Origin of the sequence: Catellicoccus marimammalium M35/04/3 (genome assembly GCF_000313915.1) — a bacterium.
GTDB classification, from domain to species: domain Bacteria; phylum Bacillota; class Bacilli; order Lactobacillales; family Catellicoccaceae; genus Catellicoccus; species Catellicoccus marimammalium.
Genome location: NZ_AMYT01000017.1, coordinates 239,590 through 261,319, shown reverse-complemented (window position 1 = coordinate 261,319; position 21,730 = coordinate 239,590). Strand labels below are relative to the sequence as shown.

The window sequence follows — 21,730 nt, the reverse complement described above, 5'->3', positions numbered from 1 at the left end:
AGTGGTTCTCCTTTTGGGGAGCCACTTTTTTGTTATAATAAAAAAGATAAGGAGCGAAATTATGAAAAAAATGATTCAACAATGTAGCCAATGGATTTTAGCATTTTACCGTAAAAAAGGGCCACAAAATTTTATCTATTTTGAAAGCTTTCATGGGAAGCATTATAGTGATAATCCGCGTGCTATCTATGAAGAATTAAACAAGGAATATCCAGATCTTCCTTGTATTTGGGGAGTAAAAAAAGGATTTGAGCAACCTTTTATAGAGGCAGGTGTACCTTTTGTTTATCGCTTTTCTAAAGAATGGTTCCAAGCTTTAGCACAAGCAAAAGTTTGGGTGATTAATAATCGAACAAAATATTGGTTGAAAAAATCACCTTTTACTCTATACATCCAAACTTGGCATGGGACTCCTCTAAAAAAGATTGGCTTAGATATTCCAGAAGTAACGATGCCAAATATTACTACAGATGACTATCGGACTTCAATTTTACAGGATACAAAAGATTGGGATATCGTTTTGTCTCCTAGTACGTATACTACGGAGAAATTATCTTCTGCCTTTTCTTTAAAACAAGAACAAATATTACCAAGTGGATATCCAAGAAATGACTTTTTAGTGGCATTAAAAGAAAAAAAAGATTGGGCTTTACAAAAAGTAGAAGCAATAAAAAAAGCTTTGCATCTTTCATTAGATAAAAAAATTGTGTTGTATGCTCCAACTTGGCGAGATCATTGTAGTGATGAAAAAGGAAATTACCAATTTAAAGTACCTTTTTCTCTAGAAGAATGGGAAAAAGAATTTGGAGAAAAATACATTCTTTTGATTCGGCTACATTATCTAGTTACGCCAACAGAAGATTTTCATGCTTTTTCTAGTGTTCGAGATGTTTCTTCCTATGAAGAGATGAGTGAGCTATTGGCGATTAGTGATCTTTTAATTACAGATTATTCGAGTTGTCTTTTTGATTACGCGTTATTAGAAAGACCACAGATTTACTATATGTACGACCAAGAGGAATATGAACATTCAACTCGCGGAATGTATTTCTCACCTAAAAAAGAGTTACCAGGAGTGATTGTTCACGATGAAAAGAGTCTCTGGGAGCAATTGAAAAAAGAGGGTTCTATGGATTTGACAAGATATCAAAATTTCTTAGCTTGTTATGCCAACTATGAAAAAGGGACTGCTGCAAAACAAGTAATCAATGTTATAATCAATCATATAGAAAAATAAAAGAGGTATAAGTAGTATGAAGAAAGTAATGTTAGTTTTTGGGACACGACCAGAAGCAATTAAGATGTGTCCTTTAGTAAAAACTTTGAAGGAACATTCTGATGAATTTGAAGTGAAAGTATGTGTGACTGGACAACATAAAGAAATGTTACAACAAGTACTTACCGTTTTTGATATTCAACCAGATTATGATTTACATTTGATGAAAGAAAATCAAACTTTATTTGATGTGACAACAGGAATTCTCAATCAAATTAAACCAGTACTAGAACAAGAACATCCAGATATTGTTTTAGTTCATGGGGATACAACCACAACTTTTGCGACAGGTCTTGCTTGTTTTTATCTACAAATTCCTGTTGGGCATGTAGAAGCTGGACTACGAACTTATGATTTATCTTCTCCATTCCCAGAAGAATTTAATCGAGAAGCAGTAGGCTTGATTGCCAATTTACATTTTGCACCTACAGAAATGGCAAAAGAAAATTTAATCCGAGAAGGAAAAGATCCAGCAACTATTTTTGTAACAGGAAATACAGCTATTGATGCGCTAAACACTACCGTTCAAGAATCTTACCAACATGAATTGTTAGATTGGGTAGGAGATCATAAATTGATTATGATTACTGCTCACCGTCGAGAGAATTTAGGAGAACCTATGCGTCATATGTTCCAAGCCATCAAAAAAATTATTGATGAATTCCCAGATTGTCGAGCAATTTACCCGATTCATTTAAATCCAAAAGTAAGAAAAGTAGCGAAAGAAGTATTTGGTGATGATGAAAGAATTCGTTTGGTAGAACCAATGGAGGTAGTGGATTTTCACAATTTATTAGCTCGTAGTTATTTAATACTAACGGATAGTGGCGGAATTCAAGAAGAAGCTCCATCGCTAGGAGTTCCTGTATTAGTAATGCGAGATACAACCGAGCGTCCAGAAGGAATTAAAGCAGGAACTTTACGCTTGGTGGGAACAAATGAAGAGACTATCTATGAGAACTTTAAGAACTTGTTAACAGATAAAAAAACTTATGATACAATGAGCAAAGCAGCTAATCCTTATGGAGATGGTACTGCATGTCAGCAAATTGCTCAAATTTTATCTGAATTTTTCAAAAAGTAAATAACAAACTGAAAATTGAATCATAAATATAGAGGAGAAAATTATGAAAAAAGTATTAACTTACGGAACATATGATTTATTGCATTGGGGCCATGTTCGTTTATTAGAACGTGCCAAAGAATTAGGAGATCATTTAACTGTTGCTTTATCTACAGATGAATTTAACCAACGTAAACATAAAGAAGCGTATCATTCTTATGAAAAACGTAAGTATATTTTAGAATCTATCCGTTACGTAGATGCAGTAATCCCAGAAACCGATTGGGATCAAAAAATTAAAGATGTACAAGAAAATGACATTGACGTTTTTGTTATGGGAGATGACTGGAAAGGTCAGTTTGATTTCTTGAAAGATTACTGTGAAGTGGTATACTTACCTCGTACAGAAGGAATTTCTACAACACAAATCAAAAATGATTTAAATTTAAAAAAATAAAAAAGATATGAGGTAAAGGGTTTCACGTAGTGAAATCCTTTACCTTGTCTCTTGGAATGGAGAATGGATATGAAAAATATGATTAAAGAATTTAAAGAGTTCTTAATGCAAGGTAACGTCATTGATATGGCGATTGGGGTTGTTGTTGGGGGTGCATTCACTTCTATTGTTAATAATATTGTTAGCGGATTTATTACACCATTAGTAGGATTAGCAATTAAATTTTTAACAGGAAGTAAAAATGCAGAATTTAGTGGATTAAATTTACATATTTTAGGCGTACAATTAAACTTTGGTAACATTCTTTCTGCGGTGATTACATTCTTAATTACAGCATTAGTGGTTTTCCTTTTATTGAAGACGATTACAAAAGCGAAGAATTTATTACCAATTGAAACTGAAGATACAGAAGAAGAAAAAGAGTTGACTCTTACTGAATCAACATTAAAAGACATTCAAGAAACATTACAAAAACAAAACGAAATGATTGAAATGTTGATGAAAGAAAAAGAACACTTAAATAGATAACTAATTAAAAAGAGATTCGGAAAGATAAGTTATGTGTGATATAATAAAGTCACATGTAACTTATTTTATTTTAATAAATTAAAAATAAAGGATGATTTTATGAAAAAAGTAAGAAAAGCTGTGATTCCTGCTGCAGGACTTGGGACACGTTTTTTACCAGCAACAAAGGCAATGCCAAAAGAAATGTTGCCAATTGTGGATACCCCAACCATCCAACTAATTGTAGAAGAAGCGTTAGAATCAGGAATCGAAGAAATTTTAATTATTACAGGAAAACATAAACGTGCAATTGAGGATCATTTCGATTCCAATTTAGAATTAGAAGAAAACCTAAAAGCAAAAGGAAAAATGGAATTACTAGAGGTTGTTGATAAAACAACAAAAATTAATCTACATTACATTCGTCAAAAATCTCCAGAAGGATTAGGTCATGCGGTATTACAAGCTAAGACATTTGTCGGAGATGAACCGTTTGTTGTTTTATTAGGAGATGACTTGATGGTAGATGAAGTACCATTAACAAAACAATTGATGGACGATTATGAAAAAACAGGTTCTTCAGTTGTAGCTGTGATGGAAGTACCTCATGAAGAAACTAATAAATATGGAGTTATTGATCCAAGTAAACAAATTACAGAAGATATGTATGAGGTACAAGGATTTGTTGAAAAACCAAATCCAGAAGAAGCCCCAAGTAATTTAGCTATTATTGGACGTTATTTATTAACTCCAGAAATTTTTGATTTATTAGCAACACAATCAAGAGGAGCAGGTAATGAAATCCAATTAACGGATGCCATTAATCGTTTAAATCAAGTTCAAAAAGTATATGCCCATAAATTTAATGGTATTCGTTTTGATACTGGAGATAAATTTGGTTATATGATGACAAATATTGCCTTTGGCTTACAACATCCACAAATTAAAGACCAATTACGAGAATACATTTTAACTTTAGCGGAACAATTAAAGAAAAAATAGGAGTAAAAAGATGAAAGAGAAAATAATGACAGAATATAATCGTTGGCTAGAGGCTGATTATATTGATGATGAAACGAAAGAAGAAATAAAGCGATTACAAGATTTTCCAGAACAATTGCAAGATTCATTTTATAAATCACTAGAATTTGGTACAGCAGGAGCAAGAGGAATTGTTGGAGTAGGACCTAATCGATTAAATTGTTATACTGTTCGAAGAATTACTCAAGGGTATGCTCAGTTTTTACAAAAAAATTATAAAAATGAAGCAAATACTCATGGAGTTGTAATTGCTTATGATAATCGTCATTATTCTAAAGAATTTGCTTTGGAAGTTGCTCGTACTTTAGCTGCTAATAAGATTAATGCTTATTTATTTTCACAAATTACAACTACTCCTGAATTGAGTTATGCTGTTCGTTATTTAAAAACAGTAGGAGGAGTGGTCATTACAGCGAGCCATAATCCACCACAATATAATGGATATAAAGTTTATGATGAGACAGGATGTCAAATGGTTCCTGAATTAGCCGAGCAATTAGTAGCGGAGATTCAAACGATTCAAAGCTATGATATTTCAGTAGCTGATGAAGAGGATGAGCATATCCATTTATTAGATACTTCAATTGACGAAGATTTTTTAAACGATGAATTGGCCGTATTGCATCATTCTGATGTCTTTTCTGAATTATCAGATGATTTTAAAGTATTGTATACTCCGTTACACGGGACAGGAAGGAAGCCAGTATTAGAAGGATTATCTCGATTAGGTTTGAAGAAAGTCTATACTGTGGAAGAACAGTTAGTGCCTGATCCAGAGTTTTCTACAGTAGAACTTCCGAATCCAGAAGATGTTAAAGCATTTACTTTAGCTTTAGAAGTAGCAAGAAAAGAAGATATTTCTTTATTATTAGCCACGGATCCAGATTGTGATCGTGTTGGTGTAATGGTACGGACAAATAAAGGAGAATATCAAGCATTAAATGGAAATCAAATTGGTGCTTTAGTGATTTATTATTTACTTTCTACGAATGAAGAATGGAAGAAACAACCAAAACCATATATTGCTTCAAGTATTGTAACTAGCGATTTAGGTGAAGTAATTGCAAAAGATTTTGGTGTGGAAAGTGTTCGTACGCTCACAGGATTTAAATATATTGGCGAACAAATGAACCAACGACTAAAAGATCAAACCTTCATTATGGGATATGAAGAATCTTATGGATTTTTAGTGAGCTTATTAGAACGAGATAAAGATGGAGTAAGTGCAAGTTTTGTGTTAACAGAAATGGCTGCTTATTATTGGCAACAAGGGAAAACATTAGTGGATGTTTTACATGAATTAGATGAGCGCTATGGTTACTATCGTGAAGCTCTAATTTCTTTAACGTTACCTGGTCAAAAAGGTATGGCAGAAATCCAGGCTTTAATGCAAAAATTACGCTATCTGGACTTAGAGAATGAAAGTTTCATTCATCAACGTATTGATTATCTCAAAGATGAGACTGGATTACCAAAAGCAGATGTTTTACAATTTACTTTGAAAAATCAAGCGAAAATTTTTGTTCGTCCTTCTGGCACAGAGCCAAAAATTAAATTTTATATTGGAGTTTGTGGCTCTTCAGAAAAAGAAGCTCAAGAACAAATATATGTTTGTCAACAATGGATTCAAAAGATACAAGAAGACTAGAGAAGGGCGATTTACAATTTGTAAATCGCTTCTTTTCTTGTACTAGAATAAAAATACGAGTATGGAAAGGAAACAATCATGTTAAAAAAATGGTTTGGGAAAAATGAACCAACAGATGCAGTGGAAAACACAACGAATCTCCAAGTGCCAAAACACATTGCAATGATTATGGACGGGAATGGACGTTGGGCTAAAAAACGTGGATTACCTCGTGTAGCAGGACATAAAGAAGGAATGAACACGGTCAAAAAGGTAACAAAAATTGCCAGTGATTTAGGAGTAAAGGTATTAACTTTATATGCTTTTTCTACAGAAAATTGGAAACGTCCAAAAGATGAAGTCAATTTTTTAATGCAATTACCGATTGATTTTTTTGATACGTTTGTCCCTGATTTGATGAAAAATAATGTGAAGGTGACAACCATTGGTAATATCGATGAATTACCAGAAAAAACACAACAAGCAGTGAAAAAAGCAAAAGAAAAAACAAAAGAAAATACGGGAATGATTTTGAATTTTGCTTTAAACTATGGCAGTCGTGATGAAATCACTCAAACTGTTCAACAAATTGCCAAAGAAGTAAAAGCAGGAGAGCTTTCTTGGGAGCAAGTAGATGAAGCTTGTATTTCTAATCATTTAATGACTGGATTTTTAAACAATTTATCAGATCCAGAATTAATTATTAGAACTAGTGGAGAAGAACGTTTAAGTAACTTTTTATTATGGCAAAGTGTTTATAGTGAATTTTACTTTACTTCTTGCTTATGGCCAGATTTTGATGAATCCATTTTTATGGAAGCGTTAGAAAATTACCAAGGACGTAATCGTCGTTTTGGTGGATTAAAGGAGGAAAAATAACGTGAAACAACGTGTAATTACAGCCATTGTCGCTTTGATTATTTTTATCCCTATCATTGTTTACGGTGGTGGCTTAATTGAATTTGCAGCAGCAGTATTAGGAATTGTTGCGATGGATGAATTTTATAAGATGAAATATGATACTCCTCATTATGGACAAGAAGCAGTAGCGATTTTAGCGATGCTAGCTTTAATTTTACCTTGGAAGCAATGGTTTCCAATTTTACCAAGTCCATTATTCCTATACTATATTTTCATTATGATTTTAATGGCAATGATGGTTTTTGATCAAAAAGATTTTCATATTGATAGTTTAGGATTTCCAGTTTTCACAAGTTTGTACTTAGGAATTGGCTTCCATAGTTTTATTGCTGCTCGTTTTACAAGCTTGATTGTTTTATTATTCGCTTTATTTATTGTTTGGTCTACCGATATTGGAGCATATATGATTGGACGAAAAATTGGGAAACATAAACTAGCTCCAAGTATTTCTCCAAATAAAACAGTAGAAGGTGCAATTGGGGGGATTGTTTGTGCGGTAGTCGTTTCTGCATTATATCTGTGGAAATTTGGCGCTCACTTCCCATACTCAATGCCTATGATGCTAATCTTTGTCGTGATTTTCTCTATTGCTGGACAATTAGGGGATTTAGTGGAATCTTCTTACAAACGTTTTTATGGCGTAAAAGATTCTGGAAAAATTTTACCTGGACATGGTGGAATTTTAGACCGCTTTGATAGCTTATTATTCGTCTTTCCAATGATGTATATTTTAGGCTTATTTACAATGTAGAGGTGGGGCTTCCCACCCTTTTTTGTATCCTTGATTTTACGATTTGAGTTCGCTAGAATGGAGATATCGAGAGCAGTATAGAAGGAGGAAAACCATGGTTAAAACCGTACTAACCTTTATTTTTGTGTTTGGAATCATCGTACTGGTGCACGAATTTGGACATTATTATTTTGCTAAAAAATCAGGTGTCATGGTGCGCGAGTTTGCGATTGGTATGGGACCAAAATTGTTTTCTATTCATAAAAATAGCACTACCTATACGCTGCGTTTACTGCCCCTTGGTGGGTATGTACGAATGGCAGGATTAGGAGAAGATACCGATGACCTATATAAAGGAATGAATGTTACTTTGGAATTAGACGATGCAGGTCGTGTAAAGAAAATTAACACCAGTGACAAAAACCTTTTTCAAGGAATTCCTTTAGAAGTTACCGATTTTGATTTACAAGATCAATTGTTTATTGAAGGGAATTGTCCTGTAGAAGAAGGTCAAACAAGATTCCCTGTCGATCATGATGCATTGATCGTTGAAAAAGATGGAACAGAAATTCAAATTGCACCCAAAGACGTGCAATATGATTCTGCTAAATTAGGTCAACGTATGATGATTAACTTTGCTGGACCGATGAATAATTTTATTTTAACGATTCTACTATTGATTGTGATGGCTTTCATGCAAGGCGGCGTACCAGATATGAATAGTACAGCGATTGGCGGTGTACAAAAAGAAAGTGTTGCCCAAAAAGCAGGCTTACAAGAAGGCGATAAAATTTTATCGGTCAATGGTACAAAAGTTGAAAACTGGGATGATTTAGTAGAAGATATTCATCAATCAACGAAAGGACCAGTAAAATTAGAAGTAGAAACAAACAAAGGGAAAAAAGATTTTACTTTAACACCGAAAGTGGAAAAAGTAGGAGATGAAAAGCAAGGATTTATTGGGATTCAACCAAGTATTACTCATTCTTTATGGGCTAAAATTCGTTATGGATTCACACAAACTTGGTCTATGACAAAACAAATCTTTACAGCCTTAAAAGATTTAGTAACTGGCTTTAGTTTAAATAAACTAGGTGGGCCGGTTGCAATCTTTAAAGTGAGTGAAAATGTAGCCAAACAAGGCTGGATTGCGATTTTATCTTTTACTGCTATGCTAAGCTTAAATATCGGAATTTTTAATTTAATTCCAATTCCTGCTTTAGATGGTGGAAAATTGTTATTGAATCTTTATGAACTAATTATGAGAAAACCATTGGATCCAAAAAAAGAAGGCGTTTTGACGATGATTGGATTTGGGGTTATGATTATTTTAATGATATTGGTAACGTGGAACGATTTACGACGTTACTTCTTTTAAAGAAAGGATATAGAATATGAAACAATCAAAATTATTCGCACCAACCTTACGTGAGGTGCCTAATGATGCTGACGTATTAAGTCACCAGATGCTATTACGTGGTGGATATATTCGCCAAGTAGCTGCCGGAGTGTACGCTTATTTACCATTAGCATATCGTGTAATTGAAAATGTTAATAAAATCATTCGTGAAGAAATGGATCGAATTGATGGAATTGAAATGCAAATGCCTGTTTTATTACCAGTAGAATTATGGCAAGAATCTGGGCGTTATGCTACTTATGGTCCAGATTTGATGACGGTAAAAGATCGTCATGATCGTGAATTTATTTTAGGGCCTACTCATGAAGAAACATTTACAGCTTTATTACGCGATGAAATTAAATCTTATAAAAAATTACCATTGAATATTTATCAAATCCAAGATAAATTCCGCGATGAAAAACGTCCTCGTTCTGGTTTATTACGTGGCCGTGAATTTATTATGAAAGATGGTTATTCTTTCCATGCAACAACAGAAAGTTTAGATGAAACTTATAATGATTATGAACAAGCATATCATAATATCTTTACTCGTTGTGGTTTAGATTTCCGTGCAATTATGGCGGATAATGGTGCAATTGGTGGTTCTGCTTCAAAAGAATTCATGGCGATTTCTGAAATTGGAGAAGATACTATTGTTTATTCTGATGAATCTGATTATGCAGCAAATATCGAAAAAGCAACGAGCCTATATGTAAAACCAACAAGTCAAGAAGCGTTACAAGATATGACAGAAGTAGCAACAGAAGAAGCACATAGTATTGAAGAAGTAGCTACTTACTGCTCAATGCCTGAACAAAAAATTGTAAAATCAATGTTAATGATGGTTGATGGAAAACCAGTATTAGCTTTAGTTCAAGGAACAGATGAAGTAAATGACGTAAAATTAGGTAATATTTTTGCTGGTAGCGATGTACGTGAAGCAACTCCAGAAGAAGTAGTTTCTATTTTAGGCTGCGAAATTGGAAATATTGGACCAGTGGGAGTAGGAGAAGAAGTAAGCATTGTAGTAGATACTCGTGTTGCAGATTTACAAAACGTAATGGTTGGAGCAAATCGTGCGGGATATCACTATCAAAATGCGAATTTAAATCGTGATTTCCGTGTGGATGAAATAGCAGATATTCGTTTAGTAAAAGAAGGAGAACCTAGTCCAGATGGAAAAGGAACTCTTCGTTTTGCTAAAGGAATTGAAATCGGCCATATCTTCAAATTAGGAACTCGTTATACAGAAGCAATGAATGCATGTGTATTAGATCAAAATGGGAAAAATATTCCAATGATTATGGGTTGCTACGGAATTGGTGTTAGTCGTTTAGTGGCTGCAATCATTGAACAATATGCAACAGAAGATGCTATCCATTGGCCAAAAGCAATTGCTCCATATGATATTCATATCTTACCTTTAAATATGAAAAAAGATGAGCAAGTGGCATTAGCAATGGAAGCACAACAACGCTTAGAAGAAGCAGGATACTCTATTTTATTAGATGATCGTAATGAACGTGCAGGTGTTAAATTTGCCGATGCTGATTTAATTGGAGCACCAATTCGTGTTACAGTAGGTAAAAAAGCAGATGAAGGAATTGTGGAAATTAAATTAACACAAACTGGAGAAACACTAGAAGTTCGTATTGAGGAACTAGTAGATAACGTGAAAATTTTAAGTAACGAAATCGAATAAAAGTAAGAATATAAGAAAAAAGAAAGAGGCTTAAAAAAGCCTCTTTTTTGTATGTTACAAGAAAAAAAGTATGGTATAATGTTGAAAATTATAAAAATGAAAAGGAAAAAATTATGAAACCAAGAAAAGTAGCAATTATTGCAGATACAGCATTAGATGTGCCTGTAGATTTTGCAAAAGAATATGATGTATTTTTATTACCTATCAGTGTGATTTTCTCTGATGGAGAATACCGTGATCAAATTGACATTAGCACCGAAGAGGTATATCGTCGTTTACATGAAGAAATCCCTAAAACTTCATTGCCTTCTGGGGAAATGATATTACGTACTTTTGATGCGGTAGCAGCAAAAGGATACGAAGAAGCATTATTTTTCACGCTTTCTAGTGGGATGAGCGGAACATATAATATGCTACACTTAATGGCACAAGAAGAAACACGCTTTCAAAGTTTTGTTTTTGATACAAAAAATATTGGACTAGGTGGCGGTTTTTTTGCAATGCATGCGGCTGTATTAGCAAAAGAAGGTCATGATTTAGCCTCTATTAAGGCACAAGTTTGTGATACGACTAAAAAAAGTAAGCAATTTGGTAAATTTAAAAATTTTGAATTTTTAGAAAAAGGAGGCCGTATTGGCTTAGTAACAGCTAAAATCGGCACTTTATTAAATATTAAGCCAATTATTTCAGTGAACGATGATGGAATTGTTTATACGGCAGCAAAGGTAAAAGGAAATAAAAAAGCACGAAAAGAAATGGTAGAATTATTGAGTCAATTTTTAGAAGGTCATGAGCATTTCTGTTTATCCGTGCAACAAGGAGAAGCAGAAGAAGAGGCTTCTATTATGATTGATTTGTTGGAGGAGCGTTTTCCAGGAAAACCATTATTAGAGGGACATATTGGAACTGCCTTTGGTGTACACACAGGTCCAGGAATGATTGTTATTGGTGCCTATATTTATAAATAAAAAGGTCGTAGCGAAAGCTACGGCCTTTAGTTATTATTTTTTAAAAAGCTACTTGCACTACTGCTTGAATTAGGGGTAGTGATTACTGGCGTATTAGGATTTGGCGCTTTTGGTACTGGAACGGTGATGGTTAATACTTCGATATTGGCTTTTTGTAGAGCTTCTAAGTAATAGACGGTCCATTCTCGTTGAATTCGATCTTGATTTCCTTTTTCGACATAAATATGAATGCGTAAAGCATACTGTCCTTGACCTAAAGGAGTGAAGCCAATTACCTCTGGATCTTTAACGATAGCTTCATCTAATGGATGTTTCTTTGATTCTTCTTCTAGCGTAGCTACCGCTTTTGGGATATCAATGGTTGGTGGGACATAAAAGTCAATTTGAACGCGATGTTGCTTTCGATTCGCATTGCAAATGATTGTAATCGTACGATTTGGAATATAGTTTAATGTACCATCAAAACTTTTAATTTGTGTTGTCCGAAGTCCTACTGCTTCTACAGTACCTGTTAGGTTATTAATGGTTACTTCATCACCCACTTCAATTTGTCGTTCTAAGATGATAAAAAATCCAGTTAAAATATCATTGATAAAACCTTGGGCTCCCAGTCCAATCGCTAACCCAGCGATTCCTGCTCCAGCAATTAACGATCCCACTGGAATACCAAATAAATATAGAACACTATAACAAACAAAAAAGAAAATCGTGTAGTGATAAATATTTAAAATTAAACGTTCTAGTGTCTTGATTCGACTAGGATCAAAAGGAGTGGTTTCGTTATACTTTTCAAATCCTTTTTTGATTAAAGTAGAGCCTACTTTATATAAGAAAAAGAAAAGGATAGAGATAGCTAATAAAATGATTGCCTTATTTAAAAAAGTCGCAATCACATGATCCCAATCAATTGAAGTCCAGTATGTAGCCCATCGATTAGCTAAATTTTGTCGAATATTCATAAAATATTCCTTCCCTCTCATTGAATTCTGTTTTCATCTTACCATATTTTAGAAAAGAGAAGGAAACTTCTACTAAAGAAAAGGAATTTCCTTTGTTGTTTTAGGGAAATCATGTTATTCTTAAGAGGAAAAGAAGGAAAGGAGATTGAATATGACAGGAGGAGAAATTGCTGCTTTGATTGCTGCAGTTGCTTTTGTTGTGCTAGTCATCTTTTTAATTCAAGTATTACGTAACGTAAATCAAACGTTGACAATGGTACAGACAACAGTGAAAGAAACAAATCAAACAATTAAAGTAGTAACTCGTGATGTAGATATTTTAACCACAGAAGTGGAAGGATTGTTAGTAAAATCAAATGAATTATTAACAGATGTTAATGGTAAAGTTCAAACATTAGATCCTTTATTTACTGCAGTAGCAGATTTAAGTGAGAGCGTTTCTGATTTAAATCGTACAAGCCGTAATGCAGTAAGTACTGTAGCAGAAATTGGGAAGGAAAGTGCAACTGTAGGTCGTGCGATGCATATTGGTAGACGTGCTTCCCAAGTAATGAGAAGAATTAGAAGACATTAGAAGGTGAGATTATGGGTAAAAAATTAACAGGATTCCTTTTAGGAACAGTAATCGGTGGAGGAGCAGCGTTATTATTTGCACCTCGTTCAGGAAAAGAATTACGTCAAAAAGTAACAGATAAATTAAATAAAACTTCTTTACAAAATGCGGTAGAGACCGTTGATGAAGTAGCAAACGAAGTGACAAGTAACTTACAACAACAAACAGAAGAAATTGCTCGTCAATTAAAAGAAAAAGCAATGCAAAATGATACATCAACAGTAGTAGAAGAAGAAGAAATTGTTGTTCCTTTCCAAGAAGAAGCAGTAGAAGAAGCTCCAGTCGAAGAAACAGCAGAAACAACAGAAGAAAAAACTGCAGAATAAAAATAAGAAAGCTCAAGGATAATCCTTGAGCTTTTTTATTAGTCTTTGATAATATATAATTCTTTTGGTAATTTTGTGAAAGCTTCAGATCCATCTTTTGTTACATGGACACAATCTTCTACACGAACTCCGATTTCATTTGGAATATAAATTCCTGGTTCAATAGAGAAGCACATACCTTCTTCGATGACCATATCGTTACCACCAACGATAGATGGGAATTCATGACATTGTTGACCGATACCATGACCTAAACGGTGAGTGAAGTATTCACCATATCCTTTGCTTGTAATATAGTCACGAGCAATCGCATCTAATTCTCCAGCAGTTACTCCTGGACGAATAGCTTCCTGTGCACGACGTTGTGCTTCATAAACGATGTCAAAGATTTCGCGTTGACGATCTGTTGGTTCACCATAACAAGCCATACGTGTAGCGTCACTAGCATAACCATTCCACATACAACCTAAATCAAATAGAGCTAATTGATGATTTTCTAAATGATGTTCTGTATCTGGCATACCGTGTGGGCTAGCTGCATGAGCACCAAATAAAACAATAGTATCAAAACTCATGTGATGAACACCTTGTTTTTTCAATTCATATTCTAAGTAAGCAGCAACTTCTTGTTCAGAAACGCCTTCTTGTAAAGCAGAAAATCCTTTTTCAAAAGCAAAATCTGCCCATTTTCCAGCTTCCATCATAATAGCAATTTCTTCTTGAGATTTGCATAAATGCATACGTTGGATTAAAGGTGAAACATCCATTGCTTCTGTTAGAGTAGGTAATGCTTCTTTTAATGCTTCCCAACGATTTACAGGGAAAACATCTTTTTGAATGGCGATACGTGATTGTACCCCACGATTTTTTAATTGTTCCGAAATGATTGTCCAAGGGTTTTCACTATCTAAATATCCATATACAGGGAAATTAACAACTTGTTCTGCTGATTCTACTTCTAGAGCAGGAGTGAATAAGAATGGTTCCTGATCTGGGAAGATGAATAAAGCTAATACACGTTCATGAGGATCGCTGTGGAAATTTGTAAAATAAGCGATGTCAGAAGGAGCGTGGATATAAGCGGCCTCCAATTGATTTTCTTTTAACCAATTTTGTACTTCTTTTAATTGTTGATTCATAATATCAACCTCCTTATTCCTATTATGCCCTTAAAATCACAAATAAGCAAAGGAAATTTTTAAAAAAAGAAAATTATATGAAAATATGAAAAAAATATGAAAATAATGAATAAAACGCTTGCATCTCTATCTTTAATTTGATAAAGTAAAAATGATTTTTAAAAGAAAGAAAGGGAAACAATGATGGAAAAACAGAGCGTGACCATTTATGATGTAGCAGAACAAGCAGGTGTATCGATGGCAACCGTTTCCCGTGTTGTAAATGGTAATCCCAATGTAAAAGCTGCTACACGTAAGAAAGTAATGAAAGTAATTGAAGATTTGGATTATCGCCCAAATGCAGTTGCTCGTGGACTAGCAAGCAAACGAACAACAACTGTGGGTGTGATTTTACCAGATATTAATAATGCTTTTTTTGCAAGCTTAAGTACAGGGATTAATGATATTGCCTTAATGTATCATTATGATATTTTATTAGCTACAGCAGAAGGGGAAAAAGATCGTGATGTTTCTGTTTTCCAAAGCATGTTAGCCAAACAAGTAGATGGTATTATTTACTTAGGAAATGAAATTTCGTTAGCATTACGCCAAGAAATTGAGCGTACAAATACACCTGTTGTTTTAGCAGGGACACAATTAGAAGATACGAGCTGTGCTTCTGTAAATATTGACCATGAAGCCGCAGTCTATGATGCAGTTTCTTATTTGGCAGAACGTCATGAGAAAATTGCCTTAATTACAGGACCATTGACAGAATATATTAATGGACATGACTTATTATTAGGTTATAAAAAAGCATTAAAAGACCATGAACGTGCCTACTCTGAAGCTTATATTTTTGAAAGTCATTATACTTTGAAAGCAGGCGAACAATTAGCAGAACGTTTGCATAATAGTGGTGTAACCGCAGCTTTTGTAGCAGATGATTTATTAGCTGTAGGTATTTTAAATGGATTGCAAGACCAAGGATACCACTTGCCAGAAGATATGGAATTAATTAGTGCTGATAATACAATTTATACGGATATGGTACGTCCAAAAATTTCAAGCATTCAACATCCACTATATGATATTGGTGCAGTAGCGATGCGTTTATTAACAAAAATGATGCATAATGAAGAAATCGAAGATAAAAATATTATTTTACCGTATTCTTTACGTTTTAAAGGAACGACAAAATAAAAAGAAAAAGAAGTGCATTTGCACTTCTTTTTTTTATCTTTTTTTCCAAGCAGTGATGTATTGTTCCTCTGTACCACCAATACCAAAACGGAAAGTAGGCTTTTTGAAGGCTAAGTCACTATTGCCATAGGCTTCTACTTTTTTCCCACCAACGGTATATTTGGTTCCATCATGATAACAATGACCAAAAAGAGTTCCTGTTTGACTAGAAACTTTTTCTTTCACCACTTCATCATTTAATTTAAATTTCTGATCTAAACCGAGTACTTCAGGTTTTGTTTTATAAACAGCTTGTACCAATTGTACCCAATATTTTGTATTGTTATCGCGTACTTTATCAGACATTTTTTTATTATTATCATATCCTACCCAAGAGCCTAAAGTCACTTTAGGGGTGCTAGCGATAAACCAAAAATCAGTATTATATTCGGAAGTTCCTGTCTTTCCAACCCAGTCGCCAGCGTTAATTTTTTTGTTGACTTTTTCCATTTCTTTAGCAGCTAAATATCCAGTTGCATCTTTATCACGAATCACATGACGCATCATTTCATTCATAATAGAAGCGGTAGCTTCTGTGAAAACTTCTTTATTTTCTTCTTCAAAACGATAAACGTCATTGCCTTCACTATCTTTAATAGATTCAATTAAATGTGGAGCATTGAAAACTCCTTTATTTGCTAGACAAGCAAAGGCTCCGGTTTGAGCTGCAACGGTTACTTCATTAGTTCCTAAAGGACTAGATTCATAATTCACTTGTTTTTTTGATAGACCAAGTTGTAAGTCCGCAATATAAGAATAAACGCCACCTTTTTTCAATAAATCCTGGTATAAGCTAATCACTGGGATGTTATGTGAGAATTTCAATGCGTCGGTAGCACTTTCAAATCCAACGCCAGTAGTGTGACCATAATTGGTTACTTGTTTCCCATTTTTATAAGCTACATACTGATTATTTAACATTGATTGACTATGAATAATATCCATATCAATCGCTGGTGCATAAACCATAATCGGTTTCATCGTAGAAGCAGGGGAGCGTTTCGTTTGGAAAGCATGGTTCACTTGATTGGTTTTGAAATCACGTCCACCAACAAAACCATAAATTTCTCCAGTTTGGTTATTCATTAAGACATTTCCGACTTCAGAAGTAGGTTGTCCTTTAATATCTAAACTAGATCCATAACGAGCTACAGTATCTTGCATTGCTTGATAAATCTCTTTATCAATCGTTGAATAAATACGATAACCGTTTGTACTTAATTTTGTTTCAGCTAAATTATAATAATGTTGGTATAGCTTTTGATCTTGTTCGATAGTTTCTTTTGTATACCCATCTTTTTCATATAATTCAGGCATTAAACATTTTGTTGCTTCATCACGAATTGCAAAATATAAATAATTATAAGATTGATTTCCTTTTTGTTGATGTGGCAAGAAATCATTTTCGATAGGATAAGCTATTGCCTCTTGATATTGTGCTTTAGAGATAGAACCATGACGATACATATTTTCTAAAACAATATTTTTTCTTTGTAGTCCAGCTTTTAATTCTTCTTTTGATTTTAACTGTCCTGTACTATCATAAGGGCAATAAATAATTGGACTTTGTGGTAATCCAGCAATATAGGCAATTTGAGCGAGGTTCAATTCATCTAAAGATTTACCAAAAATTCCTTTCGCTGCTTCACGTACCCCAGCAATATTTTCTCCTTTATTATTACGACCAAAAGAACAAACATTTAGATAAGTGGTTAAAATATCTTGCTTAGAGAAGTATTTTTCCATTCGTTTTGCTAATAATACTTCTTTTGCTTTTCGTTCTAAACTGGATTCTGTAGTTAAAAACTGTTGTTTTACTAATTGTTGTGTTAAGGTTGAACCTCCAGAAGGAGAGCCAAATCCTGTCGCTTGTGCTAAAAAGGCACGTAAAATAGCTTTGGGAACGACTCCTTTATGTTGATAGAAGTAAGGATCCTCGGTATCGACAATAGCTTCTTTTAATGTTTTAGGAATTTCACTTGCATCTACTTTTGTTCGAGCAACATCAGAATCTAAGGTCGCAATTTTTTCTCCGTTATCATAATACATATAAGAGCGTTGATTGATTTGATGCATTTTTTGATCCATTTCTTGTTCGCTTGGAATAGGCAAATCTTGTACTAATTTTGCAAAATAACCACCTGCAGCACCAGCACCAAAGACAAAAATCCCTCCAAGAACAAGGCTTCCACCAATTAAAATATTACGTAAACCACAATAAGTTCGGTCAATCGTTTGATTGGTTTTTTTATAAAGCGATTTTCTTTTTTGTTTCTTTTCTTCTTTTGCTTCTTTTGTTAGATGTGGAGGTAAACTTGGTTTTTCTAAAGTTGAGGCTTCATTTTCTTTTTTTATTTCTGTTTCATTGTTCAATGTGTCATCATTTTCCATAGATTGTGATTCATTGATTTCTTCTTCTGTTCCATTTTCTTTTTCCAAATCTTGAAAAGAAAAAGAATGAGGTCTATGGGTTGATTGATAATTTGGTCCTTTTTTCTTCATCATTTCCTCCTTTATATTCGTTTTTCATTTTACCAATTATTGCTTCACTTTTAAATGGAAAATTCCAATTCTTAAAAAGGATATGGTAGAATAAAGTGATTGTCAAAGAAGAAAGGGGAACAAAATGTATATTGGATCTCATGTTTCCATGAAAGGAAAAGAAATGTTTATTGGTTCTGTCAATGAGGCAAGTTCTTATGGCAGTACAGCAATGATGATTTATACAGGAGCGCCACAAAATACACGCCGTAAAGAATTAGCAGAACTAAAAATTGAAGAAGGTACAAAATTACGCTTAGAAAATCAAATTATGGCACCTGTTGTCCATGCTCCTTATATTGTTAACTTAGCGAATGATAAAGATAAAGAAAAACAACAATTTGCGATTGATTTTTTATCTAAAGAGATGCAACGAGCTGCAGCCTTAGGGGCAGAACATGTATGCCTACACCCAGGAAGTCATGTTGGTCTAGGAGTAGAAAAAGGAATTGAAAACATCGTTTATGGATTAAATCAGGTGTTAACTTCAGAAGAAGGACCTAAAATTGCTCTAGAAACAATGGCTGGAAAGGGAACTGAATTAGGTCGTAATTTTGATGAATTGGCACAAATGATTGCAGGTGTAAATCATCCAGAACGTATTAGTATTACACTAGATACTTGTCACTTGAATGATGCAGGTTATGATGTAAAAAATCATTTCTCTGATGTATTAGCGGAGTTTGATGATAAAATCGGAATTGATAAAATTGGTGTCGTTCACGTGAATGATTCTAAAAATGAATTGGGAGCAGGAAAAGATCGACATGAAAATATTGGATTTGGAACGATTGGTTTTGATGCATTATATGAAGTTGTTCATGAGCCAAGATTTGCACATTTGCCAAAAATCTTAGAAACTCCATATGTTGGAAAAGATAAAAAAACCGCTGTTGCCCCATACAAGAAGGAAATTGAAATGCTAAAAAGTGGGAACTTTGATGCCAACTGGAGAGACAAATATCAATAAAACCTTTTCATTAAGGAATATTTATATTACAATAGAAAAGAATTGAAAGAAAGATAGGTGAAAGGCATGAGTACAGGAATGGTTGTCCTAATCGCAGTAATTGCGTTAATCGCAGGGACAATTATTGGTGTGATGGTAACACGTTCTGCAGTGAAAAAGCAATTAGAACAAAATCCACCATTAAATGAAGATATGTTACGTATGATGATGATGCAAATGGGTCGTAAACCATCAGAAACTCAAATTCATCAAATGATGCAAAACTTACGTAATCAAGCACGCAAAGCAAATAGCAAAAAGAAATAATATAGGAAGTCTCCCATTTGTGGAGACTTTTTATTTTATAAAGCTAAATAGATTGTTTAAAAAGTTGAAAGCATATTAATGGAGATGAAGTTCGAATCCCTCTATAATAAGCTTAGGAATGTGTATATGAATAAGATAGAATAAAGGAATTAAAAGATTAAAGTGAGGGATTACCACGATGAAAGATGTAATAGTTATCGGCGCAGGTCCTGCAGGAATGACTGCAGCGATGTATGCTGCACGTGCACAACTCAAAGTAGCCTTGATTGAACCAGGACCATATGGCGGTCAAATGAATAATACGGATGTAATTGAAAATTACCCTGGATTTCTTTCTATTAAAGGAATGGAATTGGGAGAAAAGATGAAACAAAATGTAGATCGCGATGGGGTAGAAGCCATTTATGGACGTGTCACATCCATTGAAGACAAAGGGGACGTTAAACTTGTTTATACAGAAAAAGAAGTTTATGAAACTAAAGTTGTGATTATTGCTAGTGGCGGCTTCCATCGTATGTTAAATATCCCTGGTGAAGAAGAATATGCAGGAAAGGGTGTTTCCTACTGCGCAGTATGTGATGGAATGTTTTTCCGCAACCAACACGTAGTGGTTGTAGGTGGTGGTGACTCAGCAATTGAAGAAGGAATTTACCTAAGTCAAATTGCTAGTAAAGTAACCGTCGTTCATCGTCGTGATGAATTACGAGCAAAAAAAGATCTACAACTTCAGGCATTCAAAAATGAAAAAATGGAATTTATTTGGAATACTGTGGTTAAAGAAGTAAAAGGAAATGATATGACTGTAACTTCTGTAACTTTAGAAAATACGATTACAGGTGAACAAAATGATTTCCCTTGTGATGGAATCTTTATTTATGTAGGAATGAGTCCAAATACAGACTTTATTAAAGATTTACCTTTGGAACAAAATCATGGTTGGATTCCAACGAATGAAAAGATGGAAACAAATATCCCAGGAATTTACGCTGTTGGAGATGTAAGAGATAAAGATTTACGCCAAGTAGCTACTGCTGTTGGCGATGGAACGATTGCGGGACAAGAAGCATTTCAATATGTTCAATCTTTAGAAATGAATAATCAATAAAAACGTAATTTTCTGTCTTGACGGTGTAAAATGGATATTCTATAATATTAACGGACTATTTTTTTGTTATGAAATTGTTCAGTACAAAAAACAGTTACTTAAAGCTCGGAGGGAGGGAATTTAAATGTCAAAAACTGTCGTTCGTAAAAACGAATCTCTTGATGATGCTCTTCGTCGCTTCAAGCGTTCTGTTTCAAAAACAGGTACTTTACAAGAATACCGTAAACGCGAATTTTACGAAAAACCAAGTGTTAAACGTAAGAAAAAATCTGAAGCTGCACGTAAACGCAAAAAATATTAATAGTTAGGTGCTGAAGATAATATGGTATTAAAAGACCAATTAACAGCGGATATGAAAGAAGCGATGAAAGCAAAAGATAAAGAACGTCTATCTGTCGTTCGTATGCTGAAAGCTTCTGTACAAAACGAGGAGATCAAGTTAGGTCATGAGCTAACAGATGAAGAAGCATTGACTCTATTATCCCGCGAATTGAAACAGCGTAAAGATTCTTATGAAGAGTTCAAAAGTGCTGGTCGTGAGGATTTACTAGCTCCTCTAGAAAAAGAAATTTGTATCGTGCAAACTTATTTACCAGAACCATTAACTACAGAAGAATTAACTTCTATTATTACTGAAACAATTTCTGAAGTTCAAGCAGAACAAATGAGTGATTTTGGTAAAGTAATGGGAGCTGTAATGCCTAAGGTAAAAGGGCGTGCAGATGGTAAAGAGATACAAGCAATTGTAAAACAACAATTGCAAAAATAAAAGAAGCTGAGTGTTCAGCTTCTTTTTTTTGTCCTATTTATCAACCAAATAAAAAGGGTATGAGAAAGTATTCAAATAGGGTATAAT

General features: G+C 34.0%; 22 protein-coding genes. 19 read left to right on the top strand and 3 right to left on the bottom strand.

Annotated elements, in window-relative coordinates; translation table 11 throughout:
• The first annotated feature begins 61 nt into the window (after positions 1-61).
• From C683_RS03985 to C683_RS03935, 11 genes are all read left to right on the top strand, one after another.
• Entirely contained in the window at positions 62-1,237 is a 1,176-nt protein-coding gene (locus tag C683_RS03985; protein ID WP_009490246.1) for a CDP-glycerol glycerophosphotransferase family protein, read from the top strand.
• A 16-nt stretch (positions 1,238-1,253) separates the two neighbouring features.
• Positions 1,254-2,360: a non-hydrolyzing UDP-N-acetylglucosamine 2-epimerase gene (wecB, locus tag C683_RS03980; RefSeq protein ID WP_009490244.1), complete on the top strand. Its 1,107-nt coding sequence runs from the start codon at positions 1,254-1,256 to the stop codon at positions 2,358-2,360.
• Positions 2,361-2,403: 43 nt separating this feature from the next.
• Positions 2,404-2,796, top strand: a complete 393-nt coding sequence (gene tagD, locus C683_RS03975; RefSeq protein ID WP_009490242.1) for a glycerol-3-phosphate cytidylyltransferase — start codon at positions 2,404-2,406, stop codon at positions 2,794-2,796.
• Between the two features lie 78 nt (positions 2,797-2,874).
• A complete protein-coding gene (gene mscL, locus C683_RS03970) occupies positions 2,875-3,324 on the top strand; it encodes a large conductance mechanosensitive channel protein MscL (protein ID WP_040388683.1) in 450 nt (149 codons plus the stop codon).
• Between the two features lie 99 nt (positions 3,325-3,423).
• Positions 3,424-4,305, top strand: a complete 882-nt coding sequence (gene galU / locus C683_RS03965) for a UTP--glucose-1-phosphate uridylyltransferase GalU (protein WP_009490238.1) — start codon at positions 3,424-3,426, stop codon at positions 4,303-4,305.
• Positions 4,306-4,315: 10 nt separating this feature from the next.
• On the top strand, positions 4,316-5,992 hold the full coding sequence (locus tag C683_RS03960) for a phospho-sugar mutase (RefSeq protein ID WP_009490236.1): 1,677 nt from the start codon (positions 4,316-4,318) through the stop codon (positions 5,990-5,992).
• A gap of 78 nt (positions 5,993-6,070) precedes the next feature.
• The gene (locus C683_RS03955; RefSeq protein WP_009490234.1) at positions 6,071-6,850 is read left to right on the top strand and encodes an isoprenyl transferase; all 780 of its coding nucleotides are present in this window, start codon (positions 6,071-6,073) and stop codon (positions 6,848-6,850) included.
• Between the two features lies 1 nt (position 6,851).
• Positions 6,852-7,643 carry a phosphatidate cytidylyltransferase gene (locus C683_RS03950; protein ID WP_009490232.1) on the top strand — a complete coding sequence of 264 codons (792 nt, stop codon included), beginning with the start codon at positions 6,852-6,854 and terminating at the stop codon, positions 7,641-7,643.
• Positions 7,644-7,737: 94 nt separating this feature from the next.
• Positions 7,738-9,000 (top strand): RIP metalloprotease RseP, encoded by a 1,263-nt coding sequence (rseP, locus tag C683_RS03945; protein ID WP_009490230.1) that lies wholly within the window; start codon positions 7,738-7,740, stop codon positions 8,998-9,000.
• 16 nt (positions 9,001-9,016) lie between these two features.
• Positions 9,017-10,726: a proline--tRNA ligase gene (locus C683_RS03940; RefSeq protein ID WP_009490228.1), complete on the top strand. Its 1,710-nt coding sequence runs from the start codon at positions 9,017-9,019 to the stop codon at positions 10,724-10,726.
• A 113-nt stretch (positions 10,727-10,839) separates the two neighbouring features.
• Entirely contained in the window at positions 10,840-11,694 is an 855-nt protein-coding gene (locus C683_RS03935) for a DegV family protein (RefSeq protein ID WP_009490226.1), read from the top strand.
• Positions 11,695-11,720: 26 nt separating this feature from the next.
• On the opposite strand, the gene C683_RS03930 is transcribed toward C683_RS03935, so the two are convergent.
• Positions 11,721-12,653, bottom strand: a complete 933-nt coding sequence (locus tag C683_RS03930) for a mechanosensitive ion channel family protein (protein WP_009490224.1) — start codon at positions 12,651-12,653, stop codon at positions 11,721-11,723.
• A gap of 151 nt (positions 12,654-12,804) precedes the next feature.
• Here C683_RS03930 and C683_RS03925 point away from each other — a divergent pair, with 151 nt between their 5' ends.
• Together C683_RS03925 and C683_RS06595 are read left to right on the top strand one after the other, a co-directional pair.
• The gene (locus C683_RS03925; protein ID WP_009490222.1) at positions 12,805-13,227 is read left to right on the top strand and encodes a DUF948 domain-containing protein; all 423 of its coding nucleotides are present in this window, start codon (positions 12,805-12,807) and stop codon (positions 13,225-13,227) included.
• A gap of 11 nt (positions 13,228-13,238) precedes the next feature.
• A complete protein-coding gene (locus tag C683_RS06595) occupies positions 13,239-13,592 on the top strand; it encodes a YtxH domain-containing protein (protein ID WP_009490220.1) in 354 nt (117 codons plus the stop codon).
• 38 nt (positions 13,593-13,630) lie between these two features.
• Here the strand turns inward: C683_RS06595 and C683_RS03915 are convergent, their stop codons facing one another.
• Positions 13,631-14,731, bottom strand: a complete 1,101-nt coding sequence (locus C683_RS03915; protein WP_009490218.1) for a M24 family metallopeptidase — start codon at positions 14,729-14,731, stop codon at positions 13,631-13,633.
• Between the two features lie 183 nt (positions 14,732-14,914).
• Between C683_RS03915 and ccpA the strand changes: the two genes are divergently transcribed.
• Positions 14,915-15,913 (top strand): catabolite control protein A, encoded by a 999-nt coding sequence (gene ccpA, locus C683_RS03910; protein WP_009490216.1) that lies wholly within the window; start codon positions 14,915-14,917, stop codon positions 15,911-15,913.
• Between the two features lie 33 nt (positions 15,914-15,946).
• Here the strand turns inward: ccpA and C683_RS03905 are convergent, their stop codons facing one another.
• Positions 15,947-18,457, bottom strand: coding sequence for a transglycosylase domain-containing protein (locus C683_RS03905; protein WP_083848952.1), 2,511 nt, complete (start codon positions 18,455-18,457; stop codon positions 15,947-15,949).
• A gap of 121 nt (positions 18,458-18,578) precedes the next feature.
• On the opposite strand from C683_RS03905, the gene C683_RS03900 reads away from it, so the two are divergent.
• The 5 genes from C683_RS03900 to C683_RS03880 all read left to right on the top strand — a co-directional run bounded on the left by C683_RS03900 (position 18,579) and on the right by C683_RS03880 (position 21,643).
• Entirely contained in the window at positions 18,579-19,463 is an 885-nt protein-coding gene (locus C683_RS03900; RefSeq protein ID WP_009490212.1) for a deoxyribonuclease IV, read from the top strand.
• Between the two features lie 66 nt (positions 19,464-19,529).
• The gene (locus tag C683_RS03895) at positions 19,530-19,769 is read left to right on the top strand and encodes a YneF family protein (protein WP_009490210.1); all 240 of its coding nucleotides are present in this window, start codon (positions 19,530-19,532) and stop codon (positions 19,767-19,769) included.
• A gap of 178 nt (positions 19,770-19,947) precedes the next feature.
• Positions 19,948-20,874, top strand: a complete 927-nt coding sequence (gene trxB, locus C683_RS03890) for a thioredoxin-disulfide reductase (protein WP_009490208.1) — start codon at positions 19,948-19,950, stop codon at positions 20,872-20,874.
• Positions 20,875-20,998: 124 nt separating this feature from the next.
• Entirely contained in the window at positions 20,999-21,175 is a 177-nt protein-coding gene (gene rpsU / locus C683_RS03885; RefSeq protein WP_009490206.1) for a 30S ribosomal protein S21, read from the top strand.
• 21 nt (positions 21,176-21,196) lie between these two features.
• A complete protein-coding gene (locus C683_RS03880; protein WP_009490205.1) occupies positions 21,197-21,643 on the top strand; it encodes a GatB/YqeY domain-containing protein in 447 nt (148 codons plus the stop codon).
• Positions 21,644-21,730: the final 87 nt, after the last annotated feature.